At 59.3% G+C, this 25,652-nt stretch carries 26 protein-coding genes and 1 pseudogene; 7 read left to right on the top strand and 20 right to left on the bottom strand.

Annotated features, from left to right (window positions below):
• Positions 1 to 8: 8 nt before the first annotated feature.
• Positions 9 to 824 (bottom strand): AraC family transcriptional regulator, encoded by an 816-nt coding sequence (locus EDF75_RS20975; RefSeq protein WP_133600766.1) that lies wholly within the window; start codon positions 822 to 824, stop codon positions 9 to 11.
• A gap of 217 nt (positions 825 to 1,041) precedes the next feature.
• Between EDF75_RS20975 and EDF75_RS20970 the strand changes: the two genes are divergently transcribed.
• The 5 genes from EDF75_RS20970 to EDF75_RS20950 all read left to right on the top strand — a co-directional run bounded on the left by EDF75_RS20970 (position 1,042) and on the right by EDF75_RS20950 (position 5,585).
• Positions 1,042 to 1,959, top strand: a complete 918-nt coding sequence (locus EDF75_RS20970) for an Rpn family recombination-promoting nuclease/putative transposase (RefSeq protein ID WP_133600765.1) — start codon at positions 1,042 to 1,044, stop codon at positions 1,957 to 1,959.
• A gap of 210 nt (positions 1,960 to 2,169) precedes the next feature.
• Complete coding sequence (locus EDF75_RS20965) at positions 2,170 to 3,540, top strand: NAD-dependent succinate-semialdehyde dehydrogenase (RefSeq protein WP_123710226.1); 1,371 nt, start codon at positions 2,170 to 2,172, stop codon at positions 3,538 to 3,540.
• A gap of 664 nt (positions 3,541 to 4,204) precedes the next feature.
• Positions 4,205 to 4,870 (top strand): hypothetical protein, encoded by a 666-nt coding sequence (locus EDF75_RS20960; RefSeq protein WP_166646223.1) that lies wholly within the window; start codon positions 4,205 to 4,207, stop codon positions 4,868 to 4,870.
• Positions 4,857 to 5,096, top strand: coding sequence for a hypothetical protein (locus EDF75_RS20955; RefSeq protein WP_133600763.1), 240 nt, complete (start codon positions 4,857 to 4,859; stop codon positions 5,094 to 5,096). The genes EDF75_RS20960 and EDF75_RS20955 overlap by 14 nt, the downstream gene beginning before the upstream one ends.
• Before the next feature lie 36 nt (positions 5,097 to 5,132).
• Positions 5,133 to 5,585: an Hcp family type VI secretion system effector gene (locus EDF75_RS20950; protein WP_243733547.1), complete on the top strand. Its 453-nt coding sequence runs from the start codon at positions 5,133 to 5,135 to the stop codon at positions 5,583 to 5,585.
• A gap of 223 nt (positions 5,586 to 5,808) precedes the next feature.
• Here EDF75_RS20950 and EDF75_RS20945 read toward each other — a convergent pair whose 3' ends face one another.
• Entirely contained in the window at positions 5,809 to 6,354 is a 546-nt protein-coding gene (locus EDF75_RS20945) for a YfaZ family outer membrane protein (protein ID WP_045860186.1), read from the bottom strand.
• A gap of 321 nt (positions 6,355 to 6,675) precedes the next feature.
• Here EDF75_RS20945 and EDF75_RS27395 point away from each other — a divergent pair.
• Positions 6,676 to 6,786: pseudogene (locus EDF75_RS27395) on the top strand (type VI secretion system tube protein Hcp); the annotation flags it as partial.
• A 48-nt stretch (positions 6,787 to 6,834) separates the two neighbouring features.
• Here the strand turns inward: EDF75_RS27395 and yjiA are convergent.
• The 14 genes from yjiA to EDF75_RS20870 all read right to left on the bottom strand — a co-directional run bounded on the left by yjiA (position 6,835) and on the right by EDF75_RS20870 (position 21,080).
• Positions 6,835 to 7,791, bottom strand: a complete 957-nt coding sequence (gene yjiA, locus EDF75_RS20935; RefSeq protein WP_133600762.1) for a GTPase — start codon at positions 7,789 to 7,791, stop codon at positions 6,835 to 6,837.
• An 11-nt stretch (positions 7,792 to 7,802) separates the two neighbouring features.
• Entirely contained in the window at positions 7,803 to 8,006 is a 204-nt protein-coding gene (locus tag EDF75_RS20930; protein WP_095104015.1) for a YbdD/YjiX family protein, read from the bottom strand.
• A gap of 104 nt (positions 8,007 to 8,110) precedes the next feature.
• The gene (locus EDF75_RS20925; protein ID WP_095104013.1) at positions 8,111 to 10,261 is read right to left on the bottom strand and encodes a carbon starvation CstA family protein; all 2,151 of its coding nucleotides are present in this window, start codon (positions 10,259 to 10,261) and stop codon (positions 8,111 to 8,113) included.
• Positions 10,262 to 10,524: 263 nt separating this feature from the next.
• Positions 10,525 to 11,037 (bottom strand): 4-hydroxyphenylacetate 3-monooxygenase reductase subunit, encoded by a 513-nt coding sequence (locus EDF75_RS20920; RefSeq protein WP_041143905.1) that lies wholly within the window; start codon positions 11,035 to 11,037, stop codon positions 10,525 to 10,527.
• 19 nt (positions 11,038 to 11,056) lie between these two features.
• On the bottom strand, positions 11,057 to 12,619 hold the full coding sequence (gene hpaB, locus EDF75_RS20915) for a 4-hydroxyphenylacetate 3-monooxygenase, oxygenase component (protein ID WP_133600761.1): 1,563 nt from the start codon (positions 12,617 to 12,619) through the stop codon (positions 11,057 to 11,059).
• 322 nt (positions 12,620 to 12,941) lie between these two features.
• Positions 12,942 to 13,832 carry a 4-hydroxyphenylacetate catabolism regulatory protein HpaA gene (hpaA, locus tag EDF75_RS20910; protein ID WP_045860170.1) on the bottom strand — a complete coding sequence of 297 codons (891 nt, stop codon included), beginning with the start codon at positions 13,830 to 13,832 and terminating at the stop codon, positions 12,942 to 12,944.
• Between the two features lie 9 nt (positions 13,833 to 13,841).
• A complete protein-coding gene (gene hpaX, locus EDF75_RS20905; RefSeq protein WP_133600760.1) occupies positions 13,842 to 15,218 on the bottom strand; it encodes a 4-hydroxyphenylacetate permease in 1,377 nt (458 codons plus the stop codon).
• Positions 15,219 to 15,265: 47 nt separating this feature from the next.
• Positions 15,266 to 16,054: a 4-hydroxy-2-oxoheptanedioate aldolase gene (gene hpaI, locus EDF75_RS20900; RefSeq protein WP_133600759.1), complete on the bottom strand. Its 789-nt coding sequence runs from the start codon at positions 16,052 to 16,054 to the stop codon at positions 15,266 to 15,268.
• Positions 16,055 to 16,067: 13 nt separating this feature from the next.
• The gene (gene hpaH / locus EDF75_RS20895) at positions 16,068 to 16,871 is read right to left on the bottom strand and encodes a 2-oxo-hept-4-ene-1,7-dioate hydratase (protein ID WP_133600758.1); all 804 of its coding nucleotides are present in this window, start codon (positions 16,869 to 16,871) and stop codon (positions 16,068 to 16,070) included.
• Positions 16,872 to 16,964: 93 nt separating this feature from the next.
• Positions 16,965 to 17,345: a 5-carboxymethyl-2-hydroxymuconate Delta-isomerase gene (locus EDF75_RS20890; RefSeq protein ID WP_133600757.1), complete on the bottom strand. Its 381-nt coding sequence runs from the start codon at positions 17,343 to 17,345 to the stop codon at positions 16,965 to 16,967.
• A 10-nt stretch (positions 17,346 to 17,355) separates the two neighbouring features.
• Positions 17,356 to 18,213: a 3,4-dihydroxyphenylacetate 2,3-dioxygenase gene (hpaD, locus tag EDF75_RS20885; protein ID WP_123710214.1), complete on the bottom strand. Its 858-nt coding sequence runs from the start codon at positions 18,211 to 18,213 to the stop codon at positions 17,356 to 17,358.
• Between the two features lie 10 nt (positions 18,214 to 18,223).
• The gene (gene hpaE / locus EDF75_RS20880) at positions 18,224 to 19,690 is read right to left on the bottom strand and encodes a 5-carboxymethyl-2-hydroxymuconate semialdehyde dehydrogenase (RefSeq protein WP_095103997.1); all 1,467 of its coding nucleotides are present in this window, start codon (positions 19,688 to 19,690) and stop codon (positions 18,224 to 18,226) included.
• Positions 19,687 to 20,451 (bottom strand): fumarylacetoacetate hydrolase family protein, encoded by a 765-nt coding sequence (locus EDF75_RS20875; RefSeq protein ID WP_133600756.1) that lies wholly within the window; start codon positions 20,449 to 20,451, stop codon positions 19,687 to 19,689. Before EDF75_RS20875 ends, hpaE begins: the two co-directional genes overlap by 4 nt.
• Positions 20,448 to 21,080, bottom strand: a complete 633-nt coding sequence (locus EDF75_RS20870) for a fumarylacetoacetate hydrolase family protein (RefSeq protein WP_133600755.1) — start codon at positions 21,078 to 21,080, stop codon at positions 20,448 to 20,450. The genes EDF75_RS20875 and EDF75_RS20870 overlap by 4 nt, the downstream gene beginning before the upstream one ends.
• Before the next feature lie 289 nt (positions 21,081 to 21,369).
• On the opposite strand from EDF75_RS20870, the gene hpaR reads away from it, so the two are divergent.
• On the top strand, positions 21,370 to 21,819 hold the full coding sequence (hpaR, locus tag EDF75_RS20865) for a homoprotocatechuate degradation operon regulator HpaR (RefSeq protein WP_133600754.1): 450 nt from the start codon (positions 21,370 to 21,372) through the stop codon (positions 21,817 to 21,819).
• 1 nt (position 21,820) lies between these two features.
• Here the strand turns inward: hpaR and EDF75_RS20860 are convergent, their stop codons facing one another.
• Genes EDF75_RS20860 through EDF75_RS20845 form a run of 4 tightly spaced genes read right to left on the bottom strand, consistent with a single transcriptional unit; the run spans position 21,821 to position 25,380 of the window.
• Positions 21,821 to 23,086 carry an FAD-dependent oxidoreductase gene (locus EDF75_RS20860; RefSeq protein ID WP_133600753.1) on the bottom strand — a complete coding sequence of 422 codons (1,266 nt, stop codon included), beginning with the start codon at positions 23,084 to 23,086 and terminating at the stop codon, positions 21,821 to 21,823.
• Positions 23,067 to 23,327 (bottom strand): (2Fe-2S)-binding protein, encoded by a 261-nt coding sequence (locus EDF75_RS20855; protein WP_045860148.1) that lies wholly within the window; start codon positions 23,325 to 23,327, stop codon positions 23,067 to 23,069. The genes EDF75_RS20860 and EDF75_RS20855 overlap by 20 nt, the downstream gene beginning before the upstream one ends.
• A complete protein-coding gene (locus tag EDF75_RS20850) occupies positions 23,327 to 24,436 on the bottom strand; it encodes an NAD(P)/FAD-dependent oxidoreductase (protein WP_133600752.1) in 1,110 nt (369 codons plus the stop codon). The genes EDF75_RS20855 and EDF75_RS20850 overlap by 1 nt, the downstream gene beginning before the upstream one ends.
• Positions 24,433 to 25,380 (bottom strand): 4-hydroxyproline epimerase, encoded by a 948-nt coding sequence (locus tag EDF75_RS20845; protein WP_133600751.1) that lies wholly within the window; start codon positions 25,378 to 25,380, stop codon positions 24,433 to 24,435. The genes EDF75_RS20850 and EDF75_RS20845 overlap by 4 nt, the downstream gene beginning before the upstream one ends.
• Positions 25,381 to 25,652: the final 272 nt, after the last annotated feature.

Raw genomic sequence — 25,652 nt, 5'->3', positions numbered from 1 at the left:
GCTCGGCGCTAATTATTGTCTGATATTGATCGGCCAAGGGCGTACTGGCGCGGCGTGGCGGCGGTGTAGCTGACGAAGGTTTTATGGAAGTGGCTCTGATCGGCAAATCCGGCCTGATAGCCGACGTCGGCTATCTCATCCCCGGCGCGCAGGCGGCGCCTGGCGTACTCGATCCGCGCCATATTGATAAAGCTGGCCGGCGTCAGGCCGGTATCCTGCTTAAAGGTGCGGATCAGGGTCTCTTTGCGCAGCGCAAATTCGTCGGCCAGTGCATCCAGCGAAAGCGGTACCGGCAGGCTTGCGGTCACCCTGTCGAGCAGCCGTTCGCTGCTGTCGTGAAGGCGTTCCGGCGGCATCGGGCATAGCGGCAGCTCCCGCAGCAGCCACGCGATGGCGGCGGGCAGCTCGGCGGTCCGCTGCTGCAGCGTCAGCTGGACGATATGCTGATACTGAAGGAAAAGATCGGCGTCGCGCAGTATCGGCTGCGGCGCGGCAAGCCGCACGGCGCCGGAAAGGGCAGGAAGCTGCGCCCGACACCAGTCAACGTCGAGATAGAGCATGTGGTAGCTGCGCGGCCGTCCGGCAAGGGGATTACAGCTGTGCGGCGCGTCGGGCGGGATCGCTATCAGGTCGCCGGGGCGCAGCAGGTACTCCCGTCCGTTGCAGATGCAGCGCGTTTCGCCCGCAATAATGGCCCCCAGCGAAAGCTGCGGGTGGCTGTGGCGCTTATACGCCCGGCGGCTGTCCCAGGTGCTGCGCAGCTCCAGCCAGGGGAGCGTTGCGTCGCGCCAGAAGGTTTGTGGGATATCGCGCGTGTGGTTCACGAAAGCTCCTGCAGCGAAAGGATTATGGATTTATAGCACGCCCGCTGGCAGCTGTCTCCGGCGGGCGTTTTGCGAGCGGGCAGGCGAAAAAATGTCGTTATTACCGCTGGATAAAAATATCCTCCGTCCCGGCACGCAAAGAGATAAACGGCAGCGTGTAGGCGGGGTGACCGGCAGGTAGAGTCGCTTTAGTACTCCTCCGCGTAGGCCGACTGCAATGGAAAAAAGCCCGACGTCGACGCCGCATGATGCGGTTTTTAAAAAGCTTCTCCGGCATGGGGATACCGCGCGAGATTTTCTGGACATCCACCTGCCGTCCTCGCTACGCCCGCTCTGCGATCTGGAGACGCTGCGGCTGGAATCCGCAAGTTTTATTGAGGAGGACCTGCGTGCCTGCTACTCCGATGTGCTTTGGTCGCTGAAAACCACCGCCGGTGAGGGCTATATTTACGTCGTTATTGAGCACCAAAGTTCGCCGGACGCCCATATGGCCTTCAGGCTGATGCGCTATGCCATTGCGGCGATGCAGCGCCATCTGGATGCCGGCCACAAGCGCCTGCCGCTGGTGGTGCCCATGCTGTTCTATCACGGCATCGCCACGCCTTACCCTTACTCGCTGTGCTGGCTGGATGGCTTTACCCATCCGGCGCATGCCCGCAGGTTATATGCGACCGCTTTTCCGCTGGTGGATATTACGGCGATCCCGGATGACGAAATCGTGCAGCACCGACGCGTAGCGTTGCTGGAGTTCATGCAAAAGCATGTCCGCCAGCGCGATTTGACGAAGCTGGTCGAACAGATAATCGCCATTTTGGTTAAGGAATACACTAATGACAGCCAGCTAAAAACGCTGTTTAATTACCTGGTATATTCCGGCGATGCCCCTCGTTTTGGCAGGTTTATTCGTGAGCTTGCCCGGCGGGCGCCGCAACATCATAAGGAGGAACTGATGACTATTGCGGAAAGACTCCAGGAAGTTGGGCGTAGAAAAGGTAAGATTGAAGGCCGGCTTGCGGGCCAGAGAAGCGAAGGGCTGCGTATTGCCCGTATGATGCTGGCGAACGGCATCGCACTGGAGACGGTGCTGCGCATCACCGGTCTGTCAGAAGAGGAGGTTACCGCCGCGAAGCGTTGATTGTGCCGCGGCATGGCTTTATCAGGCGGCCTGGCCGCGATGATTCATTTCTCTTAATCCCGCTCTGCGCCGGATATCACCTGACGATCTCCGGCCGGAATCCTCCGTAAATACCTAACTTTACCTTTACGGTCAGCTATCTCTACTAACCTTAATGTCCTGAGCAGTATTTATGACTGCATTAATGACGATACTAAGGAGACATACGACATGGCCTATCAGACGGTGAATCCTGCAAATAATCGGCTTATTAAAGAGTACGCCCCGCACAGCGATGCCGACGTGGAGGCGGCGCTGCAGAAAGCGGATGCGCTCTACCACTCCGCATGGTCGAAGGGCGATATTGCCCAGCGCTTACCTATCCTGCACAGGCTGGCGGATCTCATCGATAGCCGGGTTGAGGAGCTGGCGAAAATTGCCAGCCAGGAGATGGGCAAGCTTATCGGCCAAAGCCGCGGTGAGGTGAAGCTCTGCGCGCAGATCGCCCGCTATTACGCCGATAACGCCGAGCGCTTTCTCGCCCCGGTGAAGTATCCCTCTGAGCTCGGCGAGGCGTGGGTTGAACACCATCCGATCGGCGTGCTGATGGCGGTGGAGCCGTGGAACTTCCCCTATTACCAGCTGATGCGCGTGCTGGCGCCGAACCTGGCTGCGGGGAATCCGGTTCTCGCCAAGCACGCCAGCATCGTTCCACACTGCGCGGAAACCTTCGCTCATCTGGTTCGTGAGGCCGGCGCGCCGGAGGGGGCGTGGACTAATCTGTTTATCTCCCAGGATCAGGTGGCGAAGATTATTGCCGACGATCGCGTGCGGGGAGCGGCGCTGACCGGCTCGGAAAAAGCGGGTGGCGTCGTGGCGGCGCAGGCGGCGAAGCACATCAAGAAATCGACCCTCGAGCTGGGCGGTAACGATGTCTTTGTGGTGCTGGATGATGCCAGCCTCGACAAGGCGGTGAAGACTGGCGTACAGGCGCGGCTCAACAATGCCGGTCAGGTTTGTACCGCGGCGAAGCGTTTTATCCTGCATGAAAAAATCGCCGAGCGCTTCCTGAGCCAGTTTACCGAGGCGTTCCGTCAGGTGAAGATCGGCGATCCGCTGGATGAGAGCACCACGCTGGGGCCGCTCTCCTCCAAAGATGCCCTGGAGACGCTGACTAAACAGGTTGATGAGGCGGTGAAGCATGGCGCCAGGCTGCATCTTGGCGGCAAGCCGGCGCAGTGCGAGGGCAACTATTTTGCACCGACCATTCTGACCGGCATCACCCGCGATAATCCGGCGTACTTTGAAGAGTTCTTCGGCCCGGTAGCGCAAATTTATGTGGTGAAGGATGACGATGAGGCGATCCGCCTGGCGAACGATTCGCACTACGGGCTCGGCGGCGCGATATTCAGCCAGGATACCGAGCGGGCGAAGCGAATGGCGTCACGAATTGAGACCGGGATGGTCTATATCAACTGGCTGACCGATACCGCGCCGGAGCTGCCGTTTGGCGGCGTGAAGCGCTCCGGTTTTGGCCGCGAGCTGGCGGATCTGGGGATTCGAGAGTTTGTGAACCAGAAGCTGGTGGTGATCCGCCGGTAAGATTAGGATGCAATAAGAAAAACCTGCCGCCCGGCAGGTTTTTTTGCGCCTGTTGGGAAGATCGGAAGGTAACTCCATCGCCAACACAGGCGCCATCAATCTGTCTCTTTGTTAAGAGTTTTATTGATATTTGATTAATTGATATACATCAACTTAGATCTTATTTAATGCGGGTTGTGTCTTTTTAGAACGATCTATTAAAAGTTATGTGAAACGAAAATTTTTATCCGGAATATAAACGATTAACTGTCAAATTAGTACTGTGTAAATGATGTTTGCAAGTGTGAACTTTTATTGTGTAAGTTGGCGTGATGCAGTTTTGTATCTTAAAAAAGATGCTTGTGGATACATAATAATGGTCGACATCATAATGTGTCATTCTTAAAAAGAATAACTGTGTCTGCTTCAATATATTTTATGGTATGTATCATGATTCAGTTAATATTACAGGTCACTATAGCTGATGAAAGTGGAATGGATGATCTTATGTCATTTGGTCAATGCCAAACTGTGTATGCATTGAAGCGAAAAATGTAACCCTTTAAATAGTCCAGTATTAAATGATGAGTCTGGTGTGGAGGATGATATTTCTATTACTGAGCATGCACGGTAAAAGCAGGCTATCGGGATGGTCAGAACATATTAAAAATATGAGGGAGGTATGATGAAAACCGGAAGTAGTGAAAAAATAGCCGACAGGATTGCGAATATTTTCCTGTCGCCAGATACCATAACGGGACTGATAAATGGCGCTTTAACTGTACCTCTCGATCTTGCATACCTTGCCCGCGGTTTTTTTGATACCGATAATCGATTTGCTTACCAGACACAACGGATCAGAATGGCACAGGCTATTCATAATGACATTCTTAACTATGACCACATAATCAATGCCGTAGAGCTTATCTTCGAAAAATTTAATAAATACCTGACTATTCACCAACAAGATGCCGTGTATCGAGCCGTTGTTTCATCCATTGCAGGCCGATTCCTGGCAGCGAAAATTACCTCTACTATTGCTGGTGCCGTTCTCGCACGCCTTTCATTCGTCAGCGCTAAAAGCGGGACAAGGGCCTCCGGTCAAATAGCTATGCTATTGCTCATTGGTGGGATGAGTGAGCGCTCGATTAGGACTTCTGAAAATCTTGCCAATGAAGCCCCAGAAGTGTACGAGATACTGCGTCCACACGATTACGACCTGATATATTTCCTCATTGAACCTGCCGTCAAACCTTTCGTGGATGCGATTCACATTGCCGTTACCCGCGGACAGCCCGAATTTGAAAAAATAATAAATATGGTTGGAGAGAAACTACATGTCCTTCAATAAGGTATCACGCGGATTGTTAGACATTCTGCTTTTTGCCATCGTAAATACCTGGGACGTTGTCCAGTCAATCATTTTTATCGGTGGCTTTATTGTCTGCATCATGCTGCCTGTGGTGTGGCCGATGAAATTTGTCTATATGGCCGTATGGTTCATTACTGCCTGGGCCATATCAAAGCTCGTCGATCGTTTAGACGAGTATCGTAAAAAAGGTAAAAATATAAATTAAGGATGTCACATGTCAAATCCAGCCTATTTGTGATTTATCGATGAAAATGGCTCTCCAATTGTTGGAGGTTCCATGGTACTCGGGCGTGAAGGTTCAATTGAGATAAAATCGCTCTCTCATCACCTGACTATTCCGACTGACCGCAACACGGGGAAGTTAACCGGTACGCGTATTCACACCCCAATACTGATACAAAAAGAGTTCGACCGCACTACACCTTTGTTGGCTCGGGCTATCTGCAGAGGGATTACGCTCAAGTCGGCCGAGATAAAGATGTATCGTATTAACGAGGCTGGGTTTGAGGTCGAGTATTTCAATATGCTTTTAGAAAATGTAAAGGTAACAGGCTTCACTCCAGGTCTGCATCCGGGAGCTGCATCTGGAACACATCTGGAAAATATTGAAATGCGTTATGAAACCATCCAGTGGCGGTATACGGATGGGAACATCATCTTTAAAGATGGCTGGAACGAGCGAGCCACTGCCTAACGGGATACTGGCTATCATAGACTCGGACTTCCGGGTCTTGTTTGTCTCTTAGAGTTGAACCGGGTATCTCAGTAGGACGCACTTTAGATACAGCATCAACAGCGGGCGGAGCTGGGGATTAGAGTTTGTGAACCAGAAGCTGGTGGTGATCCGCCGGTAAGATTAGGATGCAAAAAGAAAAACCTGCCGCCCGGCAGGTTTTTTTGCGCTTTTATCGGAGTTATTAGAAGGTAACGCCACCGCCAACATAGGCGCCATCAATCAGGGTATGGTTCGGACGGCCGTCTTTACCGTCGACGCTCACGTGGCGGTAGCCCACTTTCAGCGTCACCGGAGTAATCGGGCTCCAGCTCACGCCGCCGTTGGCTTCAACGTAGTTTTTCACGCTGTTGTTCAGTCCTTCCGGTGCGGCATAGCCTTCACCGAATACGTGGATACTGTCGGTCAGCGCAACGTTAACGCCGCCACCGATTGGGAACGCCACGCCGTTATCGCCTTTTTTCGGCCCAAGGTAGATGGCTTTTGCGCCGGCATTGAACATCACCGGACCAACTTCCAGGTTATAACCCGCGCCAACGCCTCCGGTCTGGGTACCGTCGTCGGTATTTTTGAGCCAGTTGCTTTCGGCATAAACACCGGAGGAGGATTTACCCAGTTCCATATTGAGGTTGGTAAAGTTTTTCCCCTGTTCGACGGTAAAGCCCATCGCCATTGCTGAGCCGGAAACGGCGGTCAGAGCAGAAAGGATAAGGATATTGAGCTTTTTCATGGTTTATGCCTCGTCATTAAATTAATCTGAGGACACCCTAACAGGTGATATTTACGACTGCAAATTTGATATGGGTCGAGGCTTTATGCCGGAATTGTTATTAAAACGCTCTTTTGATGTTGTGAATTGGTTACCTTGTCGCAGCGTCAATGATTAACGTTTTGCCGTTTAGGGTAAGTTTAATTTTTTGCCTAAACAGCAATTGAATGGGGCGGGAGATATCGATTGGGGCTGAATTAATTCGCTTTCTAATAATTTCCGAAAATGTTTCTACAGTAACAAGCAAAAACTTAAATTTACATTTTTGTGATTAAAAATGACTCTAATACCTTAAGAGAAACGCTCGAACTGCGCTATGAGGCAATCGTCTGGAAGTACACCGAAGGAAACGTTATCTATCGTGATACATGGAATGAACGATATAGCGCCTGATGCCTTCGCTTTGTCCCTCTTCCACGGGAAGAGGGCTCCTGCGAACCGTTACTTCCGCAATCCGGCAAACGCCGCCCGAATCTCCTCTTCCGGCAGGTTAATGCCGATAAACACCAGCGTGCTGTGCGGCTGGTCGTCGCCCCAGGGTCGGTCCCAGTCGGCGCTGTACAGGCGCTGGACGCCCTGGAACAGCAGGCGGTTAGGCTCGCCGTCAATCCACAGCATCCCCTTGTAGCGCATCAGCTGCTCGGCGAATGAGAGCAGCAGGTTTTCCATCACCCGCGACACCTCGCTGATATCGACCGGGTAGTCCAGCTCCACCACGATCGACGACACGTCGTTTTGCTGGTCGGCAATAAAGTGGAAGCGCGGCTTAGCGCTCACCACCCGCTCCTCCAGCATAAAGCCGCCGGTATTAAACAGCTGGCCCAGATCGATATCGCCGTGGGTGACCGCGTAAATCGGTGCCCGGGCGTTGATGCGCGCCAGCCGTTCGCGCAGCGCCTCGCTGCTGCCCGCGACGTCGGTTTTGGTCAGCAGAATACGGTCGGCGTAGCCCACCTGCGACTGGGCGATGGTGAACTGATTCATCTGCTGGTCGGCGTGGACCGCATCAACCAGCGCAATCACCCCATCCAGCAGGTAGCGTTCACAGAGGATCTCATGGGAGAAAAAGGTCTGAATAATCGGGCCGGGATCGGCCATGCCGGTGCACTCGATCACCAGCCGGTCGAAGGCAATCTCACCGCGATCGCGGCTGTCGAGCAGGTCGAGCAGGGCGTCTTCCAGCTCGTTGGAACGGGTGCAGCAGATGCAGCCGTTGGTCAGGGTTTTGATCTGGGTGGCGCGATCGCCAATCAGCTGGTCATCAACGGAGACTTCACCAAATTCGTTTTCGATCACCGCGATTTTAAAGCCGTGCTGCGCGTTGAGAATATGCCGCAGCAGGGTAGTTTTGCCTGCGCCAAGAAAACCGGTCAGCAGGGTAACTGCAATCGGTGTCATGCGTGCCTCCATTAACAGCAGCGTACGCCGCCTTCGCCGCTCCCGCCGTAGCGCGCTTCCTGGCGCTCGCGGAAGAATTCGTTGTAGGTCATATACGGTTTATCCGGATGGTTGGTCTGCATATGTTCGACGTAATTGTCGTAGTCCGGAATGCCAATCAGCATCTTCGCCGCCTGACCCAGGTACTTTTTAGCCTGACCTAAGTTACCAAACATTGCTCGTTCCAGATATGTGTTGAGCCCGTCGAGCGGGCTATTTTAATGCCGGGTTGCGTCATTTACGGAAAAGCCCCGCCGAAGCGGGGCTGAACGGAGCTGGATTAGTGGTGCGAAGAGGTCTTCACGCCGCCTTCCGGCACCGGCACATACGGGGTCTCTTTGTCGGTACGTACCTTATTGTTACGCACGTTGAGCCACGTTTTGATGCCGTAGAAGATGATGCTGTAGACCACCACCAGGAACAGAATGCTTAAACCGGCGTTGGTGTAGTTGTTCACCACGATATGGTTCATGTTGGCAATCTGCTGCGCGCTAAGCTCGCCGCCGGCGGCAATCTTCTCTTTGTACTGCTGGGCCATAAAGAAGAAGCCTTCCATCTGCGGGTTGGTGCTGAACAGTTTCAGACCCAGCGCCCAGGTGGTGCACAGCAGCAGCCATGCGGCCGGGATCACGGTGACCCAGATGTATTTGGTACGCTGCATTTTGACCAGCACCACGGTGCCAAGAACCAGCGCCACGGCGGCCAGCATCTGGTTAGAGATGCCGAACAGCGGCCACAGGCTCTTCACGCCGCCCAGCGGGTCGACCACGCCCTGATACAGCAGGTAGCCCCACAGGCCTACGCAGCCCGCGGTCCCCACGATACCGGCAACCAGCGAATCGGTTTTCTTCAGGAACGGCACGAAGTTGCCCAGCAGATCCTGGAGCATAAAGCGGCCTGCACGGGTACCGGCATCGAGGGCGGTAAGGATAAACAGCGCCTCAAACAGAATACCGAAGTGGTACCAGAAGCCCATATCCGCCATCGGGATGATTTTGTGGAACACGTGTGCGATACCGACGGCCAGGGTCGGGGCGCCGCCCGCGCGGTTCAGCACCGACGGTTCACCGATATCTTTTGCCGTTTGCAGGATCTGCTCAGGCGAAATCACAAAGCCCCATGAGCTGACGGTAGCCGCCGCATGGACGGTGACTTCTTTCAGCTGCGCGGCAATCATCGCGGCGTTTTCGCCGCCCATCTCATGCAGGTTCGGCATCACGATACCGAGGCCGGCCGGCGGGGTGTTCATCGCAAAATAGAGGCCCGGTTCGATGATAGACGCTGCCACCAGCGCCATGACCGCCACGAAGGACTCCATCAGCATTGCGCCATAGCCGATAAAGCGCGCATCGGTTTCGTTAGCCAGCAGCTTCGGCGTGGTGCCGGAAGCGATCAGCGCATGGAAGCCGGAGACCGCGCCGCAGGCGATGGTGATAAACAGGAACGGGAACAGAGCGCCTTTCCACAGCGGGCCGGTACCGTCGATGTACTGGGTGACCGCCGGCATTTTCAGGTCCGGGTTAAGGATAACGATACCCAGCGCCAGGCCGACGATAACGCCGATTTTCAGGAACGTCGCCAGGTAGTCGCGCGGCGCCAGAATCAGCCATACCGGCAGCAGCGCGGAGATAAACGCGTAGCCGATCAGGGTGAAGGTGATAGTGGTGTCTTTAAAGGTCAGCGCCGGGCCCCAGTACGGGTCGTGGGCAATCACGCCGCCGAAGTAAATAGAAGCCACCAGCAGCACGATACCGATAACCGAAATTTCGCCCACGCGTCCCGGGCGCAGGAAGCGCATGTAGATCCCCATAAACAGCGCGATCGGTACGGTTGAACAGACGGTAAAGACGCCCCACGGGCTTTCCGCCAGCGCCTTCACGACGATCAGCGCCAGCACCGCAAGGATGATTATCATAATCAGGAAGCAGCCGAACAGGGCGATCGACCCCGGAATCGGGCCCATCTCTTCTTTGATCATTTCACCCAGCGATGAACCGTTACGGCGCGAGGAGATAAACAGCACCATAAAGTCCTGCACCGCCCCCGCCAGAACCACGCCGGCCAGCAGCCACAGCGTGCCGGGCAGGTAGCCCATCTGCGCGGCCAGCACCGGGCCGACCAGCGGGCCCGCGCCGGCGATAGCGGCAAAGTGGTGGCCGAACAGCACGTAGCGGTTGGTCGGCACGTAGTTCAGGCCATCGTTGTTAATGACCGCCGGCGTCGCGCGGGTTGGGTCGAGCTTCATCACCTTTTGGGCGATGTACAGGCTGTAGTAGCGGTAGGCCACCAGATAGACCGATACCGATGCGACGACAATCCACAGGGCGCTGACGTGCTCCCCGCGACGCAGGGCGACGACCGAGAGGCAAAATGCCCCGATGATTCCAAGAATCACCCAGGGTATGTGCTTGAATAGTTTTTTAGTATCCATAGTAAAACCTGGCGTTATGAGTTGAATAATTGGCCGAAGCCGTCTGAACGTAATTTTGCGGAGGTATTGAGTCACTATGCTGGGGACGATCTTGCCAGAACTTTGCGCGCGTAAAGTTGGGTAAATCAACGAGTGGTTGTATGGCGGGTTAAGCGGTCACTTGCGGAAGTAAGCGGTTGGGCAGGAAATGAACAGTGGGGTAATATGTGATTGAGATCACAAGAATTTCTCCCCCCTGGCGGCAGGGGGGAGAATGAGCCTGGCTAGACCGCGGCCGCCATCTCCATCATCACCGGATGGAAGCGACGTTTAAAGTAAATCAGCCCGTGGCCTTCCTGGCTGAGGGTGATGTTCTTGATCTCGACCAGATAGACCAGGTGGCTGCCGATGGTCTGCACCTGGCTGATATCGCCTTCGAGACTGGCCAGCGAATCCTTCAGCACCGGCTGCCCCAGCACGCCTTTTTGCCAGCACGAGAGGCTGAAGCGCTCCTCCATCGTCACCCCGGTCATTCCGGCGAAGTGGCGCGCCATCACCTCCTGCTCATGGTTCAGGACGTTAATGCACAGCCTGCCGTTGCCCTGGAATACCGGGTTCATTGCGCTGTTGGCGTTGATACACACCATCACCGACGGCGGGGTATCGGTTACCGAGCACACCGCGGTGGCGGTGATGCCGCAGCGGCCGGCATCGCCTTCGGTGGTGATCACGTTCACCGCAGCCGACAGGCTGGACATGGCATCGCGAAAGCGCAGGCGTTGTTCATCTAATTGCATTGTGACCTCCCGCTGTGAATTACTTCAGCAGCTTATCCAGGATATTGATATCAGAGTTATTGTGCAGATGCGGAACCGTCCAGCCGTGCTGGTCGTACTCAGAAAGGCAGCGATCGACCATCGCCATCATTTTGTCCATGTTGCCGGAGTTCTGCGCCTGGCGCAGACACTGCAGGCGGATTTCATCCTGGCTACCGGAGTAGTTGATTTCATACAGCTCGTGACGGCCGCCGAATTCGCTGCCGATCGCGTCCCACATCAGCTTGAGGATCTTGATGCGTTCGACGTGATCCATGCCGTTCGATCCGCGGACGTATTTCGCCAGATACTGGTCGATCTGCGGATTATTGAGATCGCGCGCGCTGGACGGGAGATAGATCAGGCCGCTGGTGACGTTACGCTCGATGATGTTTTTGATTTTGGCGTAGGCCATCGGCGCCATCACGCGGTAGGTTTGCAGCGCGGCGTGATCCGGCAGGTACGCGCCGTTCACCCACGGCGTCGCCTCGGAGCACATCGAATCGCTCAGCGCCCAGAACATGTTGCGCCAGGCCACTACCTCGCCGAGATCCGCCTGCACGCCGCGGAACTCCAGGGTGCCGGTACACTCCAGCGAGCGCTTGAGCAGGGCGGTGATAAAGTCGAGCTTAACCGCCAGACGCACGCAGGCCTGCAGCGGGTACATGCGGGCGAAGCCGCCCTCCATCGTCCAGCGGCGGCAGCGATCGAAATCGCGATAGATCAGCACGTTTTCCCACGGGATCAGCACTTTATCCATCACCAGGATCGCGTCGTTCTCGTCGAAGCGGCTGGAGAGCGGGTAGTCATACGGCGATCCGGTGGCACCGGCGACCATTTCATAGGAGGCGCGGGAGATAAGCTTCACCCCTTCGGCATCCATCGGGGCCACGAACATCAGCGCGAAGTCCGGGTTTTCCCCCATCACCTGCGCGGAGCCGAAGCCAATCATGTTGTAGTGGGTCAGCGCCGAGTTGGTGGCGACGACTTTCGCCCCGCTGACGATGATCCCGGCGTCGGTCTCTTTTTCCAGCTTGATGTAGACGTCTTTCACCTCATCGGCCGGCTTATGGCGGTCGATCGGCGGGTTGACGATGGCGTGGTTAAAGTACAGGCCGGTTTCCTGAATGCGGGTGTACCAGCTGCGGGCGTTCTGTTCGAACTGGCCGTAAAACGCCGGGTTGGCGCCCAGCGCGCAGCCGAAGGCGGCCTTGTAGTCCGGGGTGCGGCCCATCCAGCCGTAGCTCAGGCGCGACCACTCGGCGATGGCGTCGCGCTGCTGGCGCAGATCGTCGGCACTTTTCGCCACGCGGAAGAACTTATGCGTATAGCCGCCGCTGCCGGTATCGGTATTCCAGCACAGGGAGTCCTGCAGCGCCGGTTTGTGCAGGGCATCGTACAGCTGGCCGACGGAGGCGGCGGCGTTGCGGAACGCCGGGTGGGTGGTGACGTCCTTGACGCGCTCGCCGTAGATATAAATTTCGCGGCCGTCCTGCAGGCTCTTCAGGTACTCTTCCCCGGTTAACGGGCGTTTAGCGTCTGCGCGGAAATCTTCAGGTTTCATCGGGACCTCTTCAGTATTAAGCGGCATATCCCGTCATGCTTCGGGCGGCGCCTTTTCGGCTGCGGCTCGAAGCATTCAGGGTACAAAGGTTAAATTTATGTTTTCTTTTTGTTGTTTAATTGAAGCGGTTTACGTGGGTTCCGTGAAGAGACTTTTAGGTCAACGGCAGGTACTTTTCAGGCGGGATGGCGTTCTGTGATCCGGGTTGGTTTTTTGCTGTTTTGCCGCCGCACGCCGGGGATTGCGGTAGCGGAATCCTCCGGCCGAGCCTCGCCTGCCGGGGCCTGGCGCTTATCGCCCGGGCGCCGCCGGCAGGCAAAGCTCAGGATACCGGTACTTTTTGCGTTCTGAAGGCGCTGGGCGAGCAGCCGACCAGGCGATGAAAAAAACGGGCAAAATAGGCCGGGTCCTTAAACCCCAGCTGCCAGGCGATTTCGTTGACCGCGCTATCGGAGAACAGCAGTAGCCGCTTGGCCTCGCGCAGCTGCCGGTCGAAGATAAGGCGCTTCGGCGGCCGGTTGGCAAAGCGCCGGCAGATGTCGGTCAGTCTTGATTCGGTAATGTGCAGCTCATTGGCGTAATCCGGCACCGTCCAGTGCTGGTGGTAGTGGCCGTCGATGGTCTGGTTAAAGCGCTGGAATAGCTTGAGCTCGCCGCGGATGCCGCTGGCAGCGTGGTCGTCGAGCCTGGCGTTGCGCAACAGCAGGGTGAACACCGCCTGCGCCAGCAGCACCAGCGTATGCTCGCGCCCCGCCAGCTGCGCGGTCGATTCGCGCTCAATCAGCCGCCAGTAGTGGGCCAGCGCCGCGAGCTCGTCCGGCTTATCGGCCAGCGACAGGCACATCCCCGGCAGGCCAAAGGCCTCCCGGGTACCGGGATAGAGCACCTCCAGCAGCGGCCAGATCAGATCCTCCCGCACGGTCAGCACGTGGCCATCGCTCTCGGAGCCGGTGATAAACGCGTGCGGCACCGACGGCGGCGTCAGGACGAACAGCGGCGCCTGCACCGAGTAGCGGTGATCGTCGAGCTGCAGCTCAATCTGGCCGGTATCGAGAAAGTGCATCTGAAAATACTGGTCGTGGCGATGGGCCTGCATGTCGCGGCCAAAAAAGGCCGCCATGCGGGCAAACGACTGGTAGTGCACGTCTTCCGTGCCCAGGCTTTCATCGTACTCTTTATTGATATCGATATTGGCGATCGAACGCTGGGGCATAGCCGCTCCTTAAGGCGTGGCGCGAGGGCGCGAGGCTTTCATCGGAATAGCCCAGATAATCACGGCGCCAATCACCAGCAGGCTGGCGACGAACCACAGGCCGCTGTTAAAGCTGCCGGTCAGATCCTTCAGCCAGCCGATCATAAACGGGCTTAGCGCCGAGCCGATATTGCCGGTGGCGTTGATCACGGCGATCCCGATAGCCCGCGCGCGCAGGCTGATCGACTGGTCCGGCGTGGTCCAGAAAATGGCCATTGCGCTGAACGATCCGGTCGAAGCCATGACGATCCCCAGCATCTGGATCAGGTTGTGATCGGTCGCCGAGGCCAGCAGCCAGCCGGCGGCGGCAAACAGGAACGGCAGGGCGGTATGGTGCCTGCGCTCCTGGCATTTATCCGAGTGTCGGCTCCAGTAAATCATCCCCAGAATGGTGCAGATCTGCGGGATCGCTGCCAGCAGACCGATGGTGATATTGCTGCTTCCCTCGTTAAAGCTTTTGAGGATCTGCGGCGTCCAGATGCTGATCGCGCTGAGCGTATTGGTCAGGCAAAAATAGGCCAGGGTGTACATCAGCACGATCGGCGTGAAGACTTCGCGCCACAGGCTGCGCTGCTGCATCGCGCGGTGGCTGACGGCGCCTTCCGGCTGTACCAGCGTCAGCCGGTCGTTATCCATCATCTCCTGCAGGCACTTTTTGTCCTCCGCGGTCAGCCATTTGGCTTTTGCCGGGGAGTCATCCAGCCAGTACCACACCATGATGCCCAGCAGCACCGACGGGAACCCTTCGAGCAAAAACAGCCACTGCCAGCCGTGGAGATTAAACAGGCCGTCCAGCGACAGAATATAGCCGGATACAATCGAACCGATGGCGGTGGTCACCGGCATGGCAATCATAAACAGGGCGTTGGCGCGGGCGCGGAAAAATGCCGGAAACCAGTAGGTTAAATAGAGCAGGATGCCGGGCAGAAAGCCGGCCTCGGTGATCCCGACCAGCATGCGCAGCACGTACAGGCTATTAGGGCCGGTGGCGAACATCGTGGCGGTGGAGGCGATCCCCCACAGCACCATGATGGTGGCTATCCAGCGGCGGGCGCCGACGATGCTGAGCATGATATTGCTCGGAATACCGAAGATGACGTAGGTGGCGTAGAACAGCGTGGTGGCCAGGCCGAACATGGTGGCGTTGAGCCCCAGATCCTGGCCCATCGTCAGCCCGGCGAAGCCGATATTGATGCGGTCGAGAAATGAAAAGATAAACAGCACGAACAAAAATACGATCAGGCGGCGAAACAGCTTATTGATAACCGACTGCTGCTGCGCCGTCAGCTGCTTGTGCTGATTGGCGGGATCGCGCGTCTCCGGAATGGCTGATGATGTGTCGCTCATGGTCTTTCCTCTAATGGGAATTTTTGTAGGGTCGCGATGTGGCGTTCTTAATAGACGCCGGGCTGGGCTGTCGTTCCGCCGGCGCCAAAGCGCTCGGCTAAGGCTTCGGCGGCGCGGGCGAGCAGGGTGGTGTCGACGCCGACGGCGACAAACAGCGCGCCGAGCTCAAGATAGCGTTTTGCCAGCTGCTCATTGGCCATCAGAATGCCCGGCGCTTTGCCCGCCCGCCGGATTTGCACGATGGCGCTTTCAATTGCCGCCTGCACTTCCGGGTGCTGCGGATTGCCGCCGAAGCCCATATCGGCGCTGAGATCCGCCGGGCCGATAAACACGCCGTCCACCCCCTCAACCTCGAGGATCTGCGGCAGGTTTTTCAGCGCCTCGCGGGTCTCAATCTGCACCAGCACGCACATGGCGTCGTTGGCCTGATGGAGATAATCCGGGATGCGGTTCCAGCGCGAAGCGCGGGCCAGGGCGCTGCCGACGCCGCGAATGCCGGTCGGCGGATAGCGCGTGGCTTTCACCGCCAGCCGCGCTTCGTCGGCGTTTTGCACCATCGGCACCAGCAGGGTTTGCGCCCCGACGTCCAGCAGCTGCTTAATCTGCACCGGGTCGTTCCACGAAGGGCGAACCACCGGCTGGCTGGCGTAGGGCGCCACCGCCTGCAGCTGGGTCAGCACCGTCTGCACGCTGTTCGGCGCGTGTTCGCCGTCAATCAGCAGCCAGTCGAATCCGGCACCGGCCAGCAGCTCGGCGCTGTAGCTGCTGCAGAGTCCCAGCCACAGGCCGATTTGCGGGCGTCCGGCCTGCAGCGCATCTTTAAAGGCATTATTCATCTTCTTCTTTCCCCTAGACAAAGCGGCAGCTAATCGCGCCCATGTTGCCGTAATCGACGTGGAAGGTATCGCCTTTGCGCGCCGCCACCGGACGGGTAAACGAGCCGCTGAGGATAATTTGCCCGGCCTCCAGCTGCACATCGTGCGCCGCCAGCTTGTTCGCCAGCCAGGCAACGCCGTTGGCCGGATGATTCAGCACGCCGGCGGCGACGCCGGTCTCTTCGATGACCCCGTTGCGGTACAGCAGGGCGGAGATCCAGCGCAGATCCAGCTCATCGGGCTTAACCGGCCGGCCTCCGAGGAGCACCCCGGCGTTGGCGGCGTTATCGGAGATAGTGTCGAACACCTTACGCGGGCGCTGGGTTTCGGGATCGACGTTGTGGCAGCGGGCGTCGATCAGCTCCAGCGCCGGGATCACGTAGTCGGTGGCGTTATAGACGTCGAACAGCGTACAGTTCGGGCCGCGTAGCGGTTTGGCCAGCACGAAGGCCAGCTCGACCTCGATGCGTGGAACGATAAAGCGGTCGGTGGGAATATCGCCGCCGTCGTGGAAAAACATATCGTCGAGCAGCGCGCCGTAGTCCGGCTCGCTAATCTGCGAGCTGGCCTGCATCGCCTTCGAGGTCAGGCCGATCTTATGGCCCTTCAGCACCCGGCCTTCGGCAATTTTCAGCTCAACCCACTCGCGCTGGACGGCGTAGGCGTCCTCGATGGTGATCGAGGGATAATCGAGGGAGATGGCGCGGATCTGTTCACGCTGCTTTTCGGCCTGGTTCAGCCGCCGGGCGATCAGGGTGCGGGTCTGTTTATCGAGCATAGGGCTTCCTGTGACATTGCCTGCAAATTTGTACTATCGGGTCTCCCGGACGAGAGCGCCGAGGTCGGGGAGCCCGCGTCCGGATAACGTCAATTATTTAAACAGCGCGTGGACGTTGTTCTGTTTGTAATTCAGGGTTGGGTGCAGCTCCTCAATCTCGAACGACAGCGCCAGGTAGCGGCTCTCCATCAGCGCGGCGAAATGCGCTTTGATCAGGGCAAAGAGCATCTCTCCCGTTTGCTGGCGGCTTTCGAGGCTGCGTCCGCTGCCGATTTTCAGCGTCATATGCACGAAGGCATAATCGTGCCTGCCGTCGGCCATCTGCCAGGTATCCAGCCAGATGGCGCGGCTGCGGATGCCGCCGATCGGGAAAATACCGGTGGCGGCCAGCGCCTGATTAACCTCGGCGAACAGGCCCGGCAGGTCGGCCTGCTCGCGGATGTTGCTGGTACACTCGGCGATAAAATGTGGCATCGCGGACCCCTTACGCCTGAGCCGGCAGCGGGAAGACGGCGTTGACCTGGCCGGTCCCGGAGCTGGCGAACAGGTCGGTGATAAACTCGACCTTGCCGTCATATTTATCCCAGCCGAGGACCCCGAGTAGCATCACCGTATCGTGCATATTGCCTTCGCCGTAGCAGTAGTCGGCGTACTCCGGCAGCATGGTGCAGAACTCTTTGAATTTGCCTTCGCGCCACAGCTTCACCACCCGCTCATCCATCTGATGGTCAAACTCGCGGGTGTAGCTGTTCATCCCCTCTTCGGCGCGCTGGTCGTCGATAAAGCGGTGCGACAGCGATCCGCTGGCGAAGACCGCCACGGTACCGTCATATTTCTCAATCGCCTTAACGATGGCTTCCCCCAGCCTGCGGCTGTCGGCGAAGTCGTGAACGGTGCAAAAAGCGGAGATCGACACCACTTTGAAATGCTTATCGCTGTTCATATAGCGCATCGGCACCAGGGTGCCGTACTCCAGCTTGAGGCTCGGGATGTTGTGCGCCTTGGCGCGCACGCCCAGCTTGACCGCTTCGTCGGCGATCAGTTGGCCCAGCTCCGGGTTGCCGTCGTAGTCGTAGGTCATGTCGCGAATAAAGTGCGGCAGCTCGTTGCTGGTATAGACCCCTTTAAAATGGTCGGCGCAGTTAATGTGGTAGGCGCTGTTCACCAGCCAGTGGGTATCAAAGACGATAATCGTATCGACGCCCATCTCCCGGCACCGTTTACCGATCTCCTTATGACCGTCGATCGCCGACTGGCGGCAGCCGTGGTTTTTCCCCGGCAGCTCGGAGAGATACATTGACGGTACGTGAGTAATCTTGGCGGCTAACGCTAATTTGCCCATCTTGTGCTCCTTATAAACCCCATTTCGGGATCGGATGGTCACCCATGGAAATACAGACGTTTTTCATTTCGGCGAACACTTCGAAGCTGTACTCGCCGCCTTCGCGGCCGGTGCCGGAGGCCTTCACGCCGCCGAACGGCTGGCGCAGGTCGCGGACGTTCTGGGTATTGACGAAGACCATGCCGGCTTCAATACCACGCGCGAGGCGCAGGACCTTGCTGATGTCCTGGGTCCAGATATAGGAGGCGAGGCCGTATTCGATATCGTTGGCGAGGCGCAGACCTTCGGCTTCGTCTTTAAACGGCAGCAGACAGGCCACCGGGCCAAAGATTTCTTCCTGGGCAACCCGCATGCGGTTATCGACGTCCGCCAGCACCGTCGGGCGCAGGAAGTTGCCGCCGCGAAGATGCGCCGGCAGGTCGGTGGGTTTATCCGGGCCGCCGGCCAGCAGCGTGGCGCCTTCTTCGATGCCGAGGCGGATATAGCCGGAGACTTTTTCCCAGTGCTGCTGGCTTATCAGCGCCCCGACCTGGGTGTTGGGATCGGTCGGGTCACCGACGCGCAGGCGGCTGGCGCGTTCGGCGAAGCGCTTGACGAACTCCGGGTAAATGCTCTGCTGAATGAAGATGCGCGAGCCGGCGGTGCAGCGTTCGCCGTTGATGGAGAAGATGGTGAACAGGGCGGCATCCAGCGCGCGCTCGATATCGGCATCTTCAAAAATCAGCACCGGCGATTTGCCGCCCAGCTCCATCGAGTACTTCTTCAGCCCGGCGTTTTTCATGATGTTGCGCCCGGTGGCGGTGCCGCCGGTAAACGAGACCGCGCGCACGTCGTGATGACGCACCAGCGCGTCGCCGGCGTTTGCGCCGTAGCCCTGCACCACGTTCAGCACGCCCGGCGGAATACCGGCTTCCAGCGCCAGCTCGCCGAGGCGGTCGGCGGTGAGTGGCGACAGCTCGGACATCTTCAGCACCGCGGTGTTGCCCAGCGCCAGGCAAGGCGCCACCTTCCAGGTGGCGGTCATAAACGGCACGTTCCACGGCGACACCAGCGCGCAGACGCCGACCGGCTGCACGAGGGTGTAGTTGAGCATCTTGTCATCAACCGGATAGGTCTTGCCGTTCATCTGCTGGCACACTTCGGCGAAGAACTCGAAGTTGTGCGAGGCGCGTGGGATCAGCACGTTTTTGGTCTGGTGGATCGGCAGGCCGGTATCGGCGGTCTCCATCGCCGCGATCTGCGGAACGTTCTGGTCTATCAGATCGCCCAGACGGCGCATCAGGCGCGCGCGCTCCTTCATCGGCAGGTTGGCCCATTTCGGGAACGCCGCTTTGGCCGCCGCGACCGCCTGATTCACCTCGGCTTCACCGCCGGAGGCGACCTCTGCCAGCACTTCGCCGGTGGCCGGGTTGGTGGTGTGAAAATACTCCGCGCTTGCCACGCTTTCGCCGTTGATCCAGTGGTTAATTTTTTTCATGACAGCTTCTCCTCATACGCCTGCTGGCTGATGATACGGTTGACCAGGCGGCCCACGCCCTCGACTTCGACGATCACTTCGTCACCCGGCACCACGTCAGACAGCCCCTTCGGCGTGCCGGTGGCGATCATGTCGCCGGGCTGCAGGGTCATAAACTCGCTCAGGTACGCGATCAGGAACGGGATGCTGAAGATCAGATCGGCGGTGGTGCCCTGCTGGCGCAGCTCGCCGTTGACCCAGGTGCTCAGGGTCAGGTTGTGCGGGTCCGGAACCGTCTCTTTACTGACGATCCACGGGCCGATGGGGGTCAGGGTGTCGCGGCTTTTTACCCGCAGATTCGGCCGGTAGTAGTTCTCGAGATAGTCGCGAATGGCGTAGTCGTTGCAGACGGTATAGCCGGCGACGTAGTCCAGGGCGTCGGCCTCGCTGACCCTGCGCGCGGTTTTGCCAATCACCACCACCAGCTCGGCTTCGTAGTGCATATATTCGACGTTATCCGGACGCACCGACTCCTGGCGGTGGCCGAGGAAGGTGTTCGGTGCTTTGATAAACACCAGCGGCTCTTCCGGCGGCTTGAATTCCAGCTCGCTGGCGTGGTCGGCGTAGTTCAGCCCCAGCGCGAACAGGGTGCCCTCGGCGGGCGGCAGCCAGCGGAATTCACCCTCCTGCAGCCGGGTGCCGTCATCGAGAATGACCTGCTCGCGATCGTCGACCTGCGCGCTGCGTACCTGGCCCTGCCACTCAATACGTGCCTGTTTCATGCCGGCTCTCCTTCTGCGACGACCGGGTTTTCCAGCGCCGGGAAACCCTCGGCGAGAATGCGTACGCGATCGCCGGGGCGCAGCGTGACGCGGGCGTGCGGAGTGCCTATCAGAATGGCATCGCCGGGGTTGAGGGTAGCGAACTCGCTCAGGGCGCTCAGCAGCTCGGCGGCGCCGCGCTGCAGGTCGGCGGTGTTCCAGCTATCCGCTTCGCGGCCGTTGATTTCGGTGATAATGGTCAGGTTATCGACGCTCCGTAGCGGGACGAGGTCGCCCAGCGGGCAGAAACCGTCGCGACATTTCGCCTTGATCGCCGGGCGGTAAAAGCTCTCTTCCGGCAGGCTGACGTCGTTGGCCAGCGCGTAGCCGGCGATGCAGGAGGCGGCCTCTTCGACGGAGACGCCGCGGGCGGTTTTACCGACGATCAGCGCCACGGTGGCGCCGCTGTGCACGGTTTCGCCCTGCGGGTGAGGGATTGCGTCGCCGCTGCCGATAACGGTATTGCGCGGTTTGATAAACCAGACCGCAGTTTGCGGCGGCGTTTTGTACGGGGCCTGTTGGAACGCTTCGCGCCAGGCGTCGAGCTGGCTGCCGTGGTTAAGCGCAACGGCGAAGATGGTACCTTTCATTCACCACTCCTCTGGTACTGATTTCTGAAGCTTAAGGGATTTCATTAATATGTTAATGATTACCTTTTATTCCTTGCGGACGGGTTTGGCAAACAGAAGTGAATGTTTTGTGATCTGATTAACAATAAATTTACACGTATAAATTTTAATTGTTTATAATCATATTATTATCGATATTTTATGAAAGGGCTGGTACTTTTCAGCAGCAGAAACCGGTTGCGCCATCGGCAAATAAGCGCTAATTATTAACTTGTTAATAGATTCTGAAATGTGATGTAGAGGGTATGTGATGCATGATTCGTTAACCATTGCGCTGTTGCAGGCGCGGGAAGCGGCGATGGGCCATTTCCGGCCGATCGTCAAACGCCATAATCTCACCGAGCAGCAGTGGCGTATTGTGCGCATCCTTGCCGAAAGCCCGTCGATGGATTTCCACGATCTCGCCTTCCGCGCCTGCATTCTGCGCCCGAGCCTGACCGGTATTTTGACCCGCATGGAGCGCGACGGCCTGGTGCTGCGCTTAAAGCCGGTCAGCGATCAGCGCAAGCTGTACGTTTCGCTGACGGCGGAAGGGACAAAGCTGTATCAAAGCGCCCAGGCCCAGGTTGAAGAGGCCTATCGGCTGATCGAAGAAGAGTTTACCAGCGAAAAAATGCGCCAGCTGACCGCGCTGCTGGAGGAGTTTATCGCGCTCGGCAACCGTAACGGCGCCGTGCGCGACGATCGGCAGGAGGAGTAGCTCAGCGCTCGCCGCTCTCCTGCGCGAGGGCGATAAGCGTCTCCGCCCGGGCGGGGGAGAGCGGTTCGCGCGGGGCCACCAGCGGCCAGCCGTACAGCCAGCGGGCGGTCGTGGCGCAGGTTTTCCCCTGGCAGGCGCCCATTCCGCAGCGCTGTGCCAGCTTTGCCTGCTGCCAGCCCTCGGCGTTCGCCACCTCGCCGCAGCGGACGTCCTCGCAGCGGCACAGCAGGCTCTCCGGCGTGGCGAGGGTTTTCAGGCTTTCCGGCAGGATAAACGCCCGCCTGACGGCGTCGGCAAAGTCCTGCCAGCGCGCGCGACGGGCAAACAGGGCCTGCGCCCGGTCGCCGGCATCCGCCACCGCAAAGCCGGCAATCTCTCCTTCGGCCAGCGCCAGCTCGCTGCCGCCGAAGCCGGTGCACTCTCCGGCGGCATACACGTCCGCGACGCTGGTTTGCTGCCAGCAATCCACCTTCACCGCCTCGTCCGCCACGGCGCAGCCGAAAAATAGAGCGCTCTCGAGGCTCGGCACCAGTCCGTAGCCAATCGCCAGCCGATCGCACGCCAGGGTGCGTTCAACGCCGCGCCGGCTGAGCGTTACCGCCTCAAGGCGCGTTTTGCCGTGGGCGCGAATAATCCGGCTGTCGCTCAGGTAGCGCCGCGGGGCGAGGCTGGCGAGCTGACGCAGCTTTTCCGGCCAGCGCCACAGCCGGCTGCCAAAGCGCACCAGGGCGGAGAGCGGCGCCTGCTCGACAATCTGCACTATTTCGCCGCCGCTTTTTTTCACCGTGTCGGCCACCGCCAGCAGCAGCGGACCGCTGCCGGCCACCACGACCCGCTCGCCGCCTTTCAGCGCCAGGCCGTGCTTGATTTGCGCCTGCAGGCCGCCCGCCGCCGTTACGCCGGGCAGCGTCCAGCCGGGAAACGGCAGCGAGAGCTCGCGCGCCCCGCAGCACAGAATCAGCTTCTGCCACTCCACGATCCCGCAGGCCTCGGCGGTTTCAAACATCACGCTGCGGGCGGTCGGTCGGGCGATGAGGCGCGCGCCGCTGAGCAGGGTGATGTTTTCAGCCGCGGCGACGGCTTCGCGATAGCGGCGCGCGAGGGGAGGGAGTTCGACCTGCGGTCCATCGCGCCAGATCTGGCCTCCGGGGCGCGGATTATCATCAAGCACGATCGTTCGCTTACCGCAGGAGGCGGCGGCCAGCGCGGCGGCGAGGCCGGCGGGGCCCGCCCCGAGGATCAGTACCTCACAGCGTAGCGTTTGCATGGCGGCTCCTTTCAATGTTCATTCCCGGCAGGCACAGCGTCTGGCAGGCCAGCACCCGACGGCCGTTGGCGGTCACCCGGCACTCCTGGCAGACGCCCATGCCGCAAAATGGCGCGCGCGGATCGCCGCCGACGGCGATCCGCGTCGTGGGGTCGGCGGTGAGCGCCAGCGCGGCGGCGATGCTGATACCCGCCGGCACCTCGAGGCTGGCGCCTTCAATGATTATCTGGATCGTGGGCATCAGGCGATGGCCTCCTGTTTTTGCAGGCGAGCGGGCAGCCAGGCGTCGGGAGCCAGCGGCCCGCGCTCGCCCATCAGCTGGGCGCAGAGGAGCTCCGCGCTGGCGGGGGCGGTGGTCACGCCGAGCCCCTCGTGGCCCAGCGCCAGCCACAGGCCGCGGCGCGAGGGGTGAGGGCCTATCAGCGGATTGCCGTCCTGCGACGCGGCGCGAAATCCGCTCCAGCAGCGGATGATATTCAGCCCGCCGAGGGTCGGTAGAAACTGCCGCGCGCGGTCCAGCATTTGCGCCAGCAGGGGTAAATCCAGCGGGCGATCGATGGTATCAAACTGGCGGGAAGAGCCGATCAGCAGCTGCCCGGTGGGGCGCGGCTGGACGTTAAAGGCCACGGAGGTGCCGCTGCCGTGGGCGCTGGCGCCGTAGCCGAGCTCGACCAGCTGATGCCGGAGCAGGGGGCCGTAGCGATCGGTAATTGCCAGCTGGCCCTTTTTCGCCCGCAGCCAGCTCTCTCCCAGCAGCGTGTTGGCATCAAGGCCGCAGGCGACCACGATGGCCGGCGCCTGCAGCCGCCTGCCGCTGGTCAGGGTCACCGTCGGCTCCTCCAGCGTTTGGGCGGCTTCCCGCAGGTGGGTCAGCCCGGCGCCCGCGTCGGCGATAAACCAGCGGGCGGCGTTAGGGGCGTAGATAATCCCGTCGCCGGGAACCCACAGCCCGCCCGGCAGGCCGGCGCGCAGCAGGGGCTCGCGCTGCGCCAGCTGCTCCGCGCTCTGCATCCGCGTGGTGACCTGATGCTCCGCCATCCGCCGCTGCTTTTCCCGGGCAATCTCCAGCTCCTGGGTCGTTTCCGCCAGCCACAGGGTGCCGCAGCCGCGCCAGGCGCAGCTCTCCGGCATGCGCGGCGTGATTGCGCGCCAGCGTTCGAGCGACCAGGCGGAGAGGGCCAGCTCGGCGGGGTTATCGTCCATGCATACCAGATGGCCCATTCCGGCGGCGGTTGCTCCCGGCTGGCCGTCGTCGATCAGGGTGACCTTTTGCCCGCGCTTTGCCAGCTGCCAGGCGCAGGCGGCGCCGACGATCCCCGCGCCGATGACGATGACGTCGCTGCCGCTCACGGCACGATCCCCCAGCAGAAGGGATCCTCAGGATTGAGGATCAGGCGGCTATCGGCGCATACCCAGGCTTCGCCGCGAATGGTCGGGATAATGCCGGCGGCCTCGCGCGCGTAGCTGGCGGTAAAGCGGCTGCCGATGATGCTGGCCTGCTGCCAGATCTCGCCGGGCCGCAGCTTGCCGTCTTCCGCCAGGCAGGCCAGCTTGGCGCTGGTTCCAGTCCCGCACGGCGAGCGATCCCAGGCCTTGCCGGGGCACAGCACGAAGCTGCGGCTGTCGGCGGTCTCATCGTCGGCAAACAGCTCAACGTGGTCGATCTCGCCGCCGTTATCGCCGCGGATCCCGGCAGCAGCCAGCCCTTCGCGTACCGCCCAGGCGTATTCGGTGAGCTGGGGGATCTGAGCGGGCTCAATGCTGAAGGGGTGATCGCTGATGAGAAAGAACCAGTTGCCGCCCCAGGCGATGTCGCCGGTTACTGTGCCGAAGGCGGTTTCCACGCCGATCCCCTTTTTCCAGCGCCGGGCCGGGACGTTCTCCACCGACACGCTGCCGTCTTCGTACAGCGTCGCGCTCACGTCGCCGACCGGGGTCTCAATCAGATGCCTGCCGGGCTGAATGCGGCCCAGCCACGCCAGCGAGGCGATAAGCCCGATTGTGCCGTGGCCACACATATTGAGGAAGCCGGCGTTGTTGAAGAAGATCACCCCGGCGGTGGCGGCCGGCGAAACCGGCTCGCACAGCAGCGCGCCTACCAGCACGTCGTTGCCGCGCGGCTCGAGGATAATCGCCTGACGCCAGCGGTCGAATTCAGCGGCAAAGCGTTCGCGACGTTCCGCCATGCTGCCCCGGCCGAGATCCGGAAAACCCTCGACGATCAGGCGGGTCGGCTCGCCGCCGGTATGTGAATCAATGGCCCTCAGTTCAGCGGGTTGGCGTGGCGCGGTCATGAATCTCTCCGGAGGTTAATAAGATGTTTCACAATGCTGGCGCAAGACGACGCCTGCGGCTTGAGCGCTTTCGCCAGGCGAAATGACGAAATCAGCACAGTCGGCGGTGAGGTTATTATTTGAAATTCATATTTATTTCTTATTAATCATTCCATTAACGATGTGGTAAACCGAAAGTCGCCATTACGCCAGCCGGCAATTGAGCGGAAAATTTAAACCGCAGCCAGGATCGCAAAACGCGGTGCTGCCGCTTGATGTGTTAATAAAAGGTG

Origin of the sequence: Klebsiella sp. BIGb0149 (assembly GCF_004362605.1) — a bacterium.
Lineage (GTDB): Bacteria > Pseudomonadota > Gammaproteobacteria > Enterobacterales > Enterobacteriaceae > Klebsiella > Klebsiella terrigena.
The sequence above is the reverse complement of the archived record's forward strand: the minus strand, read 5'-3'. Positions and strand labels throughout refer to the sequence as shown.

Coding starts and splice junctions, on each gene's coding strand:
- EDF75_RS20890 (WP_133600757.1), bottom strand. CDS start 17,345: ATGCCACATTTTATCGCCGAGTGTACCAGCAACATCCGCGAGCAGGCC.
- hpaB (WP_133600761.1), bottom strand. CDS start 12,619: ATGAAACCTGAAGATTTCCGCGCAGACGCTAAACGCCCGTTAACCGGG.
- hpaE (WP_095103997.1), bottom strand. CDS start 19,690: ATGAAAAAAATTAACCACTGGATCAACGGCGAAAGCGTGGCAAGCGCG.
- yjiA (WP_133600762.1), bottom strand. CDS start 7,791: ATGACACCGATTGCAGTTACCCTGCTGACCGGTTTTCTTGGCGCAGGC.
- hpaA (WP_045860170.1), bottom strand. CDS start 13,832: ATGCCCCAGCGTTCGATCGCCAATATCGATATCAATAAAGAGTACGAT.
- hpaX (WP_133600760.1), bottom strand. CDS start 15,218: ATGAGCGACACATCATCAGCCATTCCGGAGACGCGCGATCCCGCCAAT.
- EDF75_RS20925 (WP_095104013.1), bottom strand. CDS start 10,261: ATGGATACTAAAAAACTATTCAAGCACATACCCTGGGTGATTCTTGGA.
- EDF75_RS20845 (WP_133600751.1), bottom strand. CDS start 25,380: ATGACCGCGCCACGCCAACCCGCTGAACTGAGGGCCATTGATTCACAT.
- EDF75_RS20965 (WP_123710226.1), top strand. CDS start 2,170: ATGGCCTATCAGACGGTGAATCCTGCAAATAATCGGCTTATTAAAGAG.
- EDF75_RS20920 (WP_041143905.1), bottom strand. CDS start 11,037: ATGCAATTAGATGAACAACGCCTGCGCTTTCGCGATGCCATGTCCAGC.
- EDF75_RS20945 (WP_045860186.1), bottom strand. CDS start 6,354: ATGAAAAAGCTCAATATCCTTATCCTTTCTGCTCTGACCGCCGTTTCC.
- EDF75_RS20860 (WP_133600753.1), bottom strand. CDS start 23,086: ATGCAAACGCTACGCTGTGAGGTACTGATCCTCGGGGCGGGCCCCGCC.
- EDF75_RS20970 (WP_133600765.1), top strand. CDS start 1,042: ATGGAAAAAAGCCCGACGTCGACGCCGCATGATGCGGTTTTTAAAAAG.
- EDF75_RS20930 (WP_095104015.1), bottom strand. CDS start 8,006: ATGTTTGGTAACTTAGGTCAGGCTAAAAAGTACCTGGGTCAGGCGGCG.
- hpaD (WP_123710214.1), bottom strand. CDS start 18,213: ATGGGCAAATTAGCGTTAGCCGCCAAGATTACTCACGTACCGTCAATG.
- EDF75_RS20870 (WP_133600755.1), bottom strand. CDS start 21,080: ATGAAAGGTACCATCTTCGCCGTTGCGCTTAACCACGGCAGCCAGCTC.
- EDF75_RS20855 (WP_045860148.1), bottom strand. CDS start 23,327: ATGCCCACGATCCAGATAATCATTGAAGGCGCCAGCCTCGAGGTGCCG.
- EDF75_RS20955 (WP_133600763.1), top strand. CDS start 4,857: ATGTCCTTCAATAAGGTATCACGCGGATTGTTAGACATTCTGCTTTTT.
- EDF75_RS20875 (WP_133600756.1), bottom strand. CDS start 20,451: ATGAAACAGGCACGTATTGAGTGGCAGGGCCAGGTACGCAGCGCGCAG.
- EDF75_RS20960 (WP_166646223.1), top strand. CDS start 4,205: ATGAAAACCGGAAGTAGTGAAAAAATAGCCGACAGGATTGCGAATATT.
- hpaI (WP_133600759.1), bottom strand. CDS start 16,054: ATGAATAATGCCTTTAAAGATGCGCTGCAGGCCGGACGCCCGCAAATC.
- hpaR (WP_133600754.1), top strand. CDS start 21,370: ATGCATGATTCGTTAACCATTGCGCTGTTGCAGGCGCGGGAAGCGGCG.
- hpaH (WP_133600758.1), bottom strand. CDS start 16,871: ATGCTCGATAAACAGACCCGCACCCTGATCGCCCGGCGGCTGAACCAG.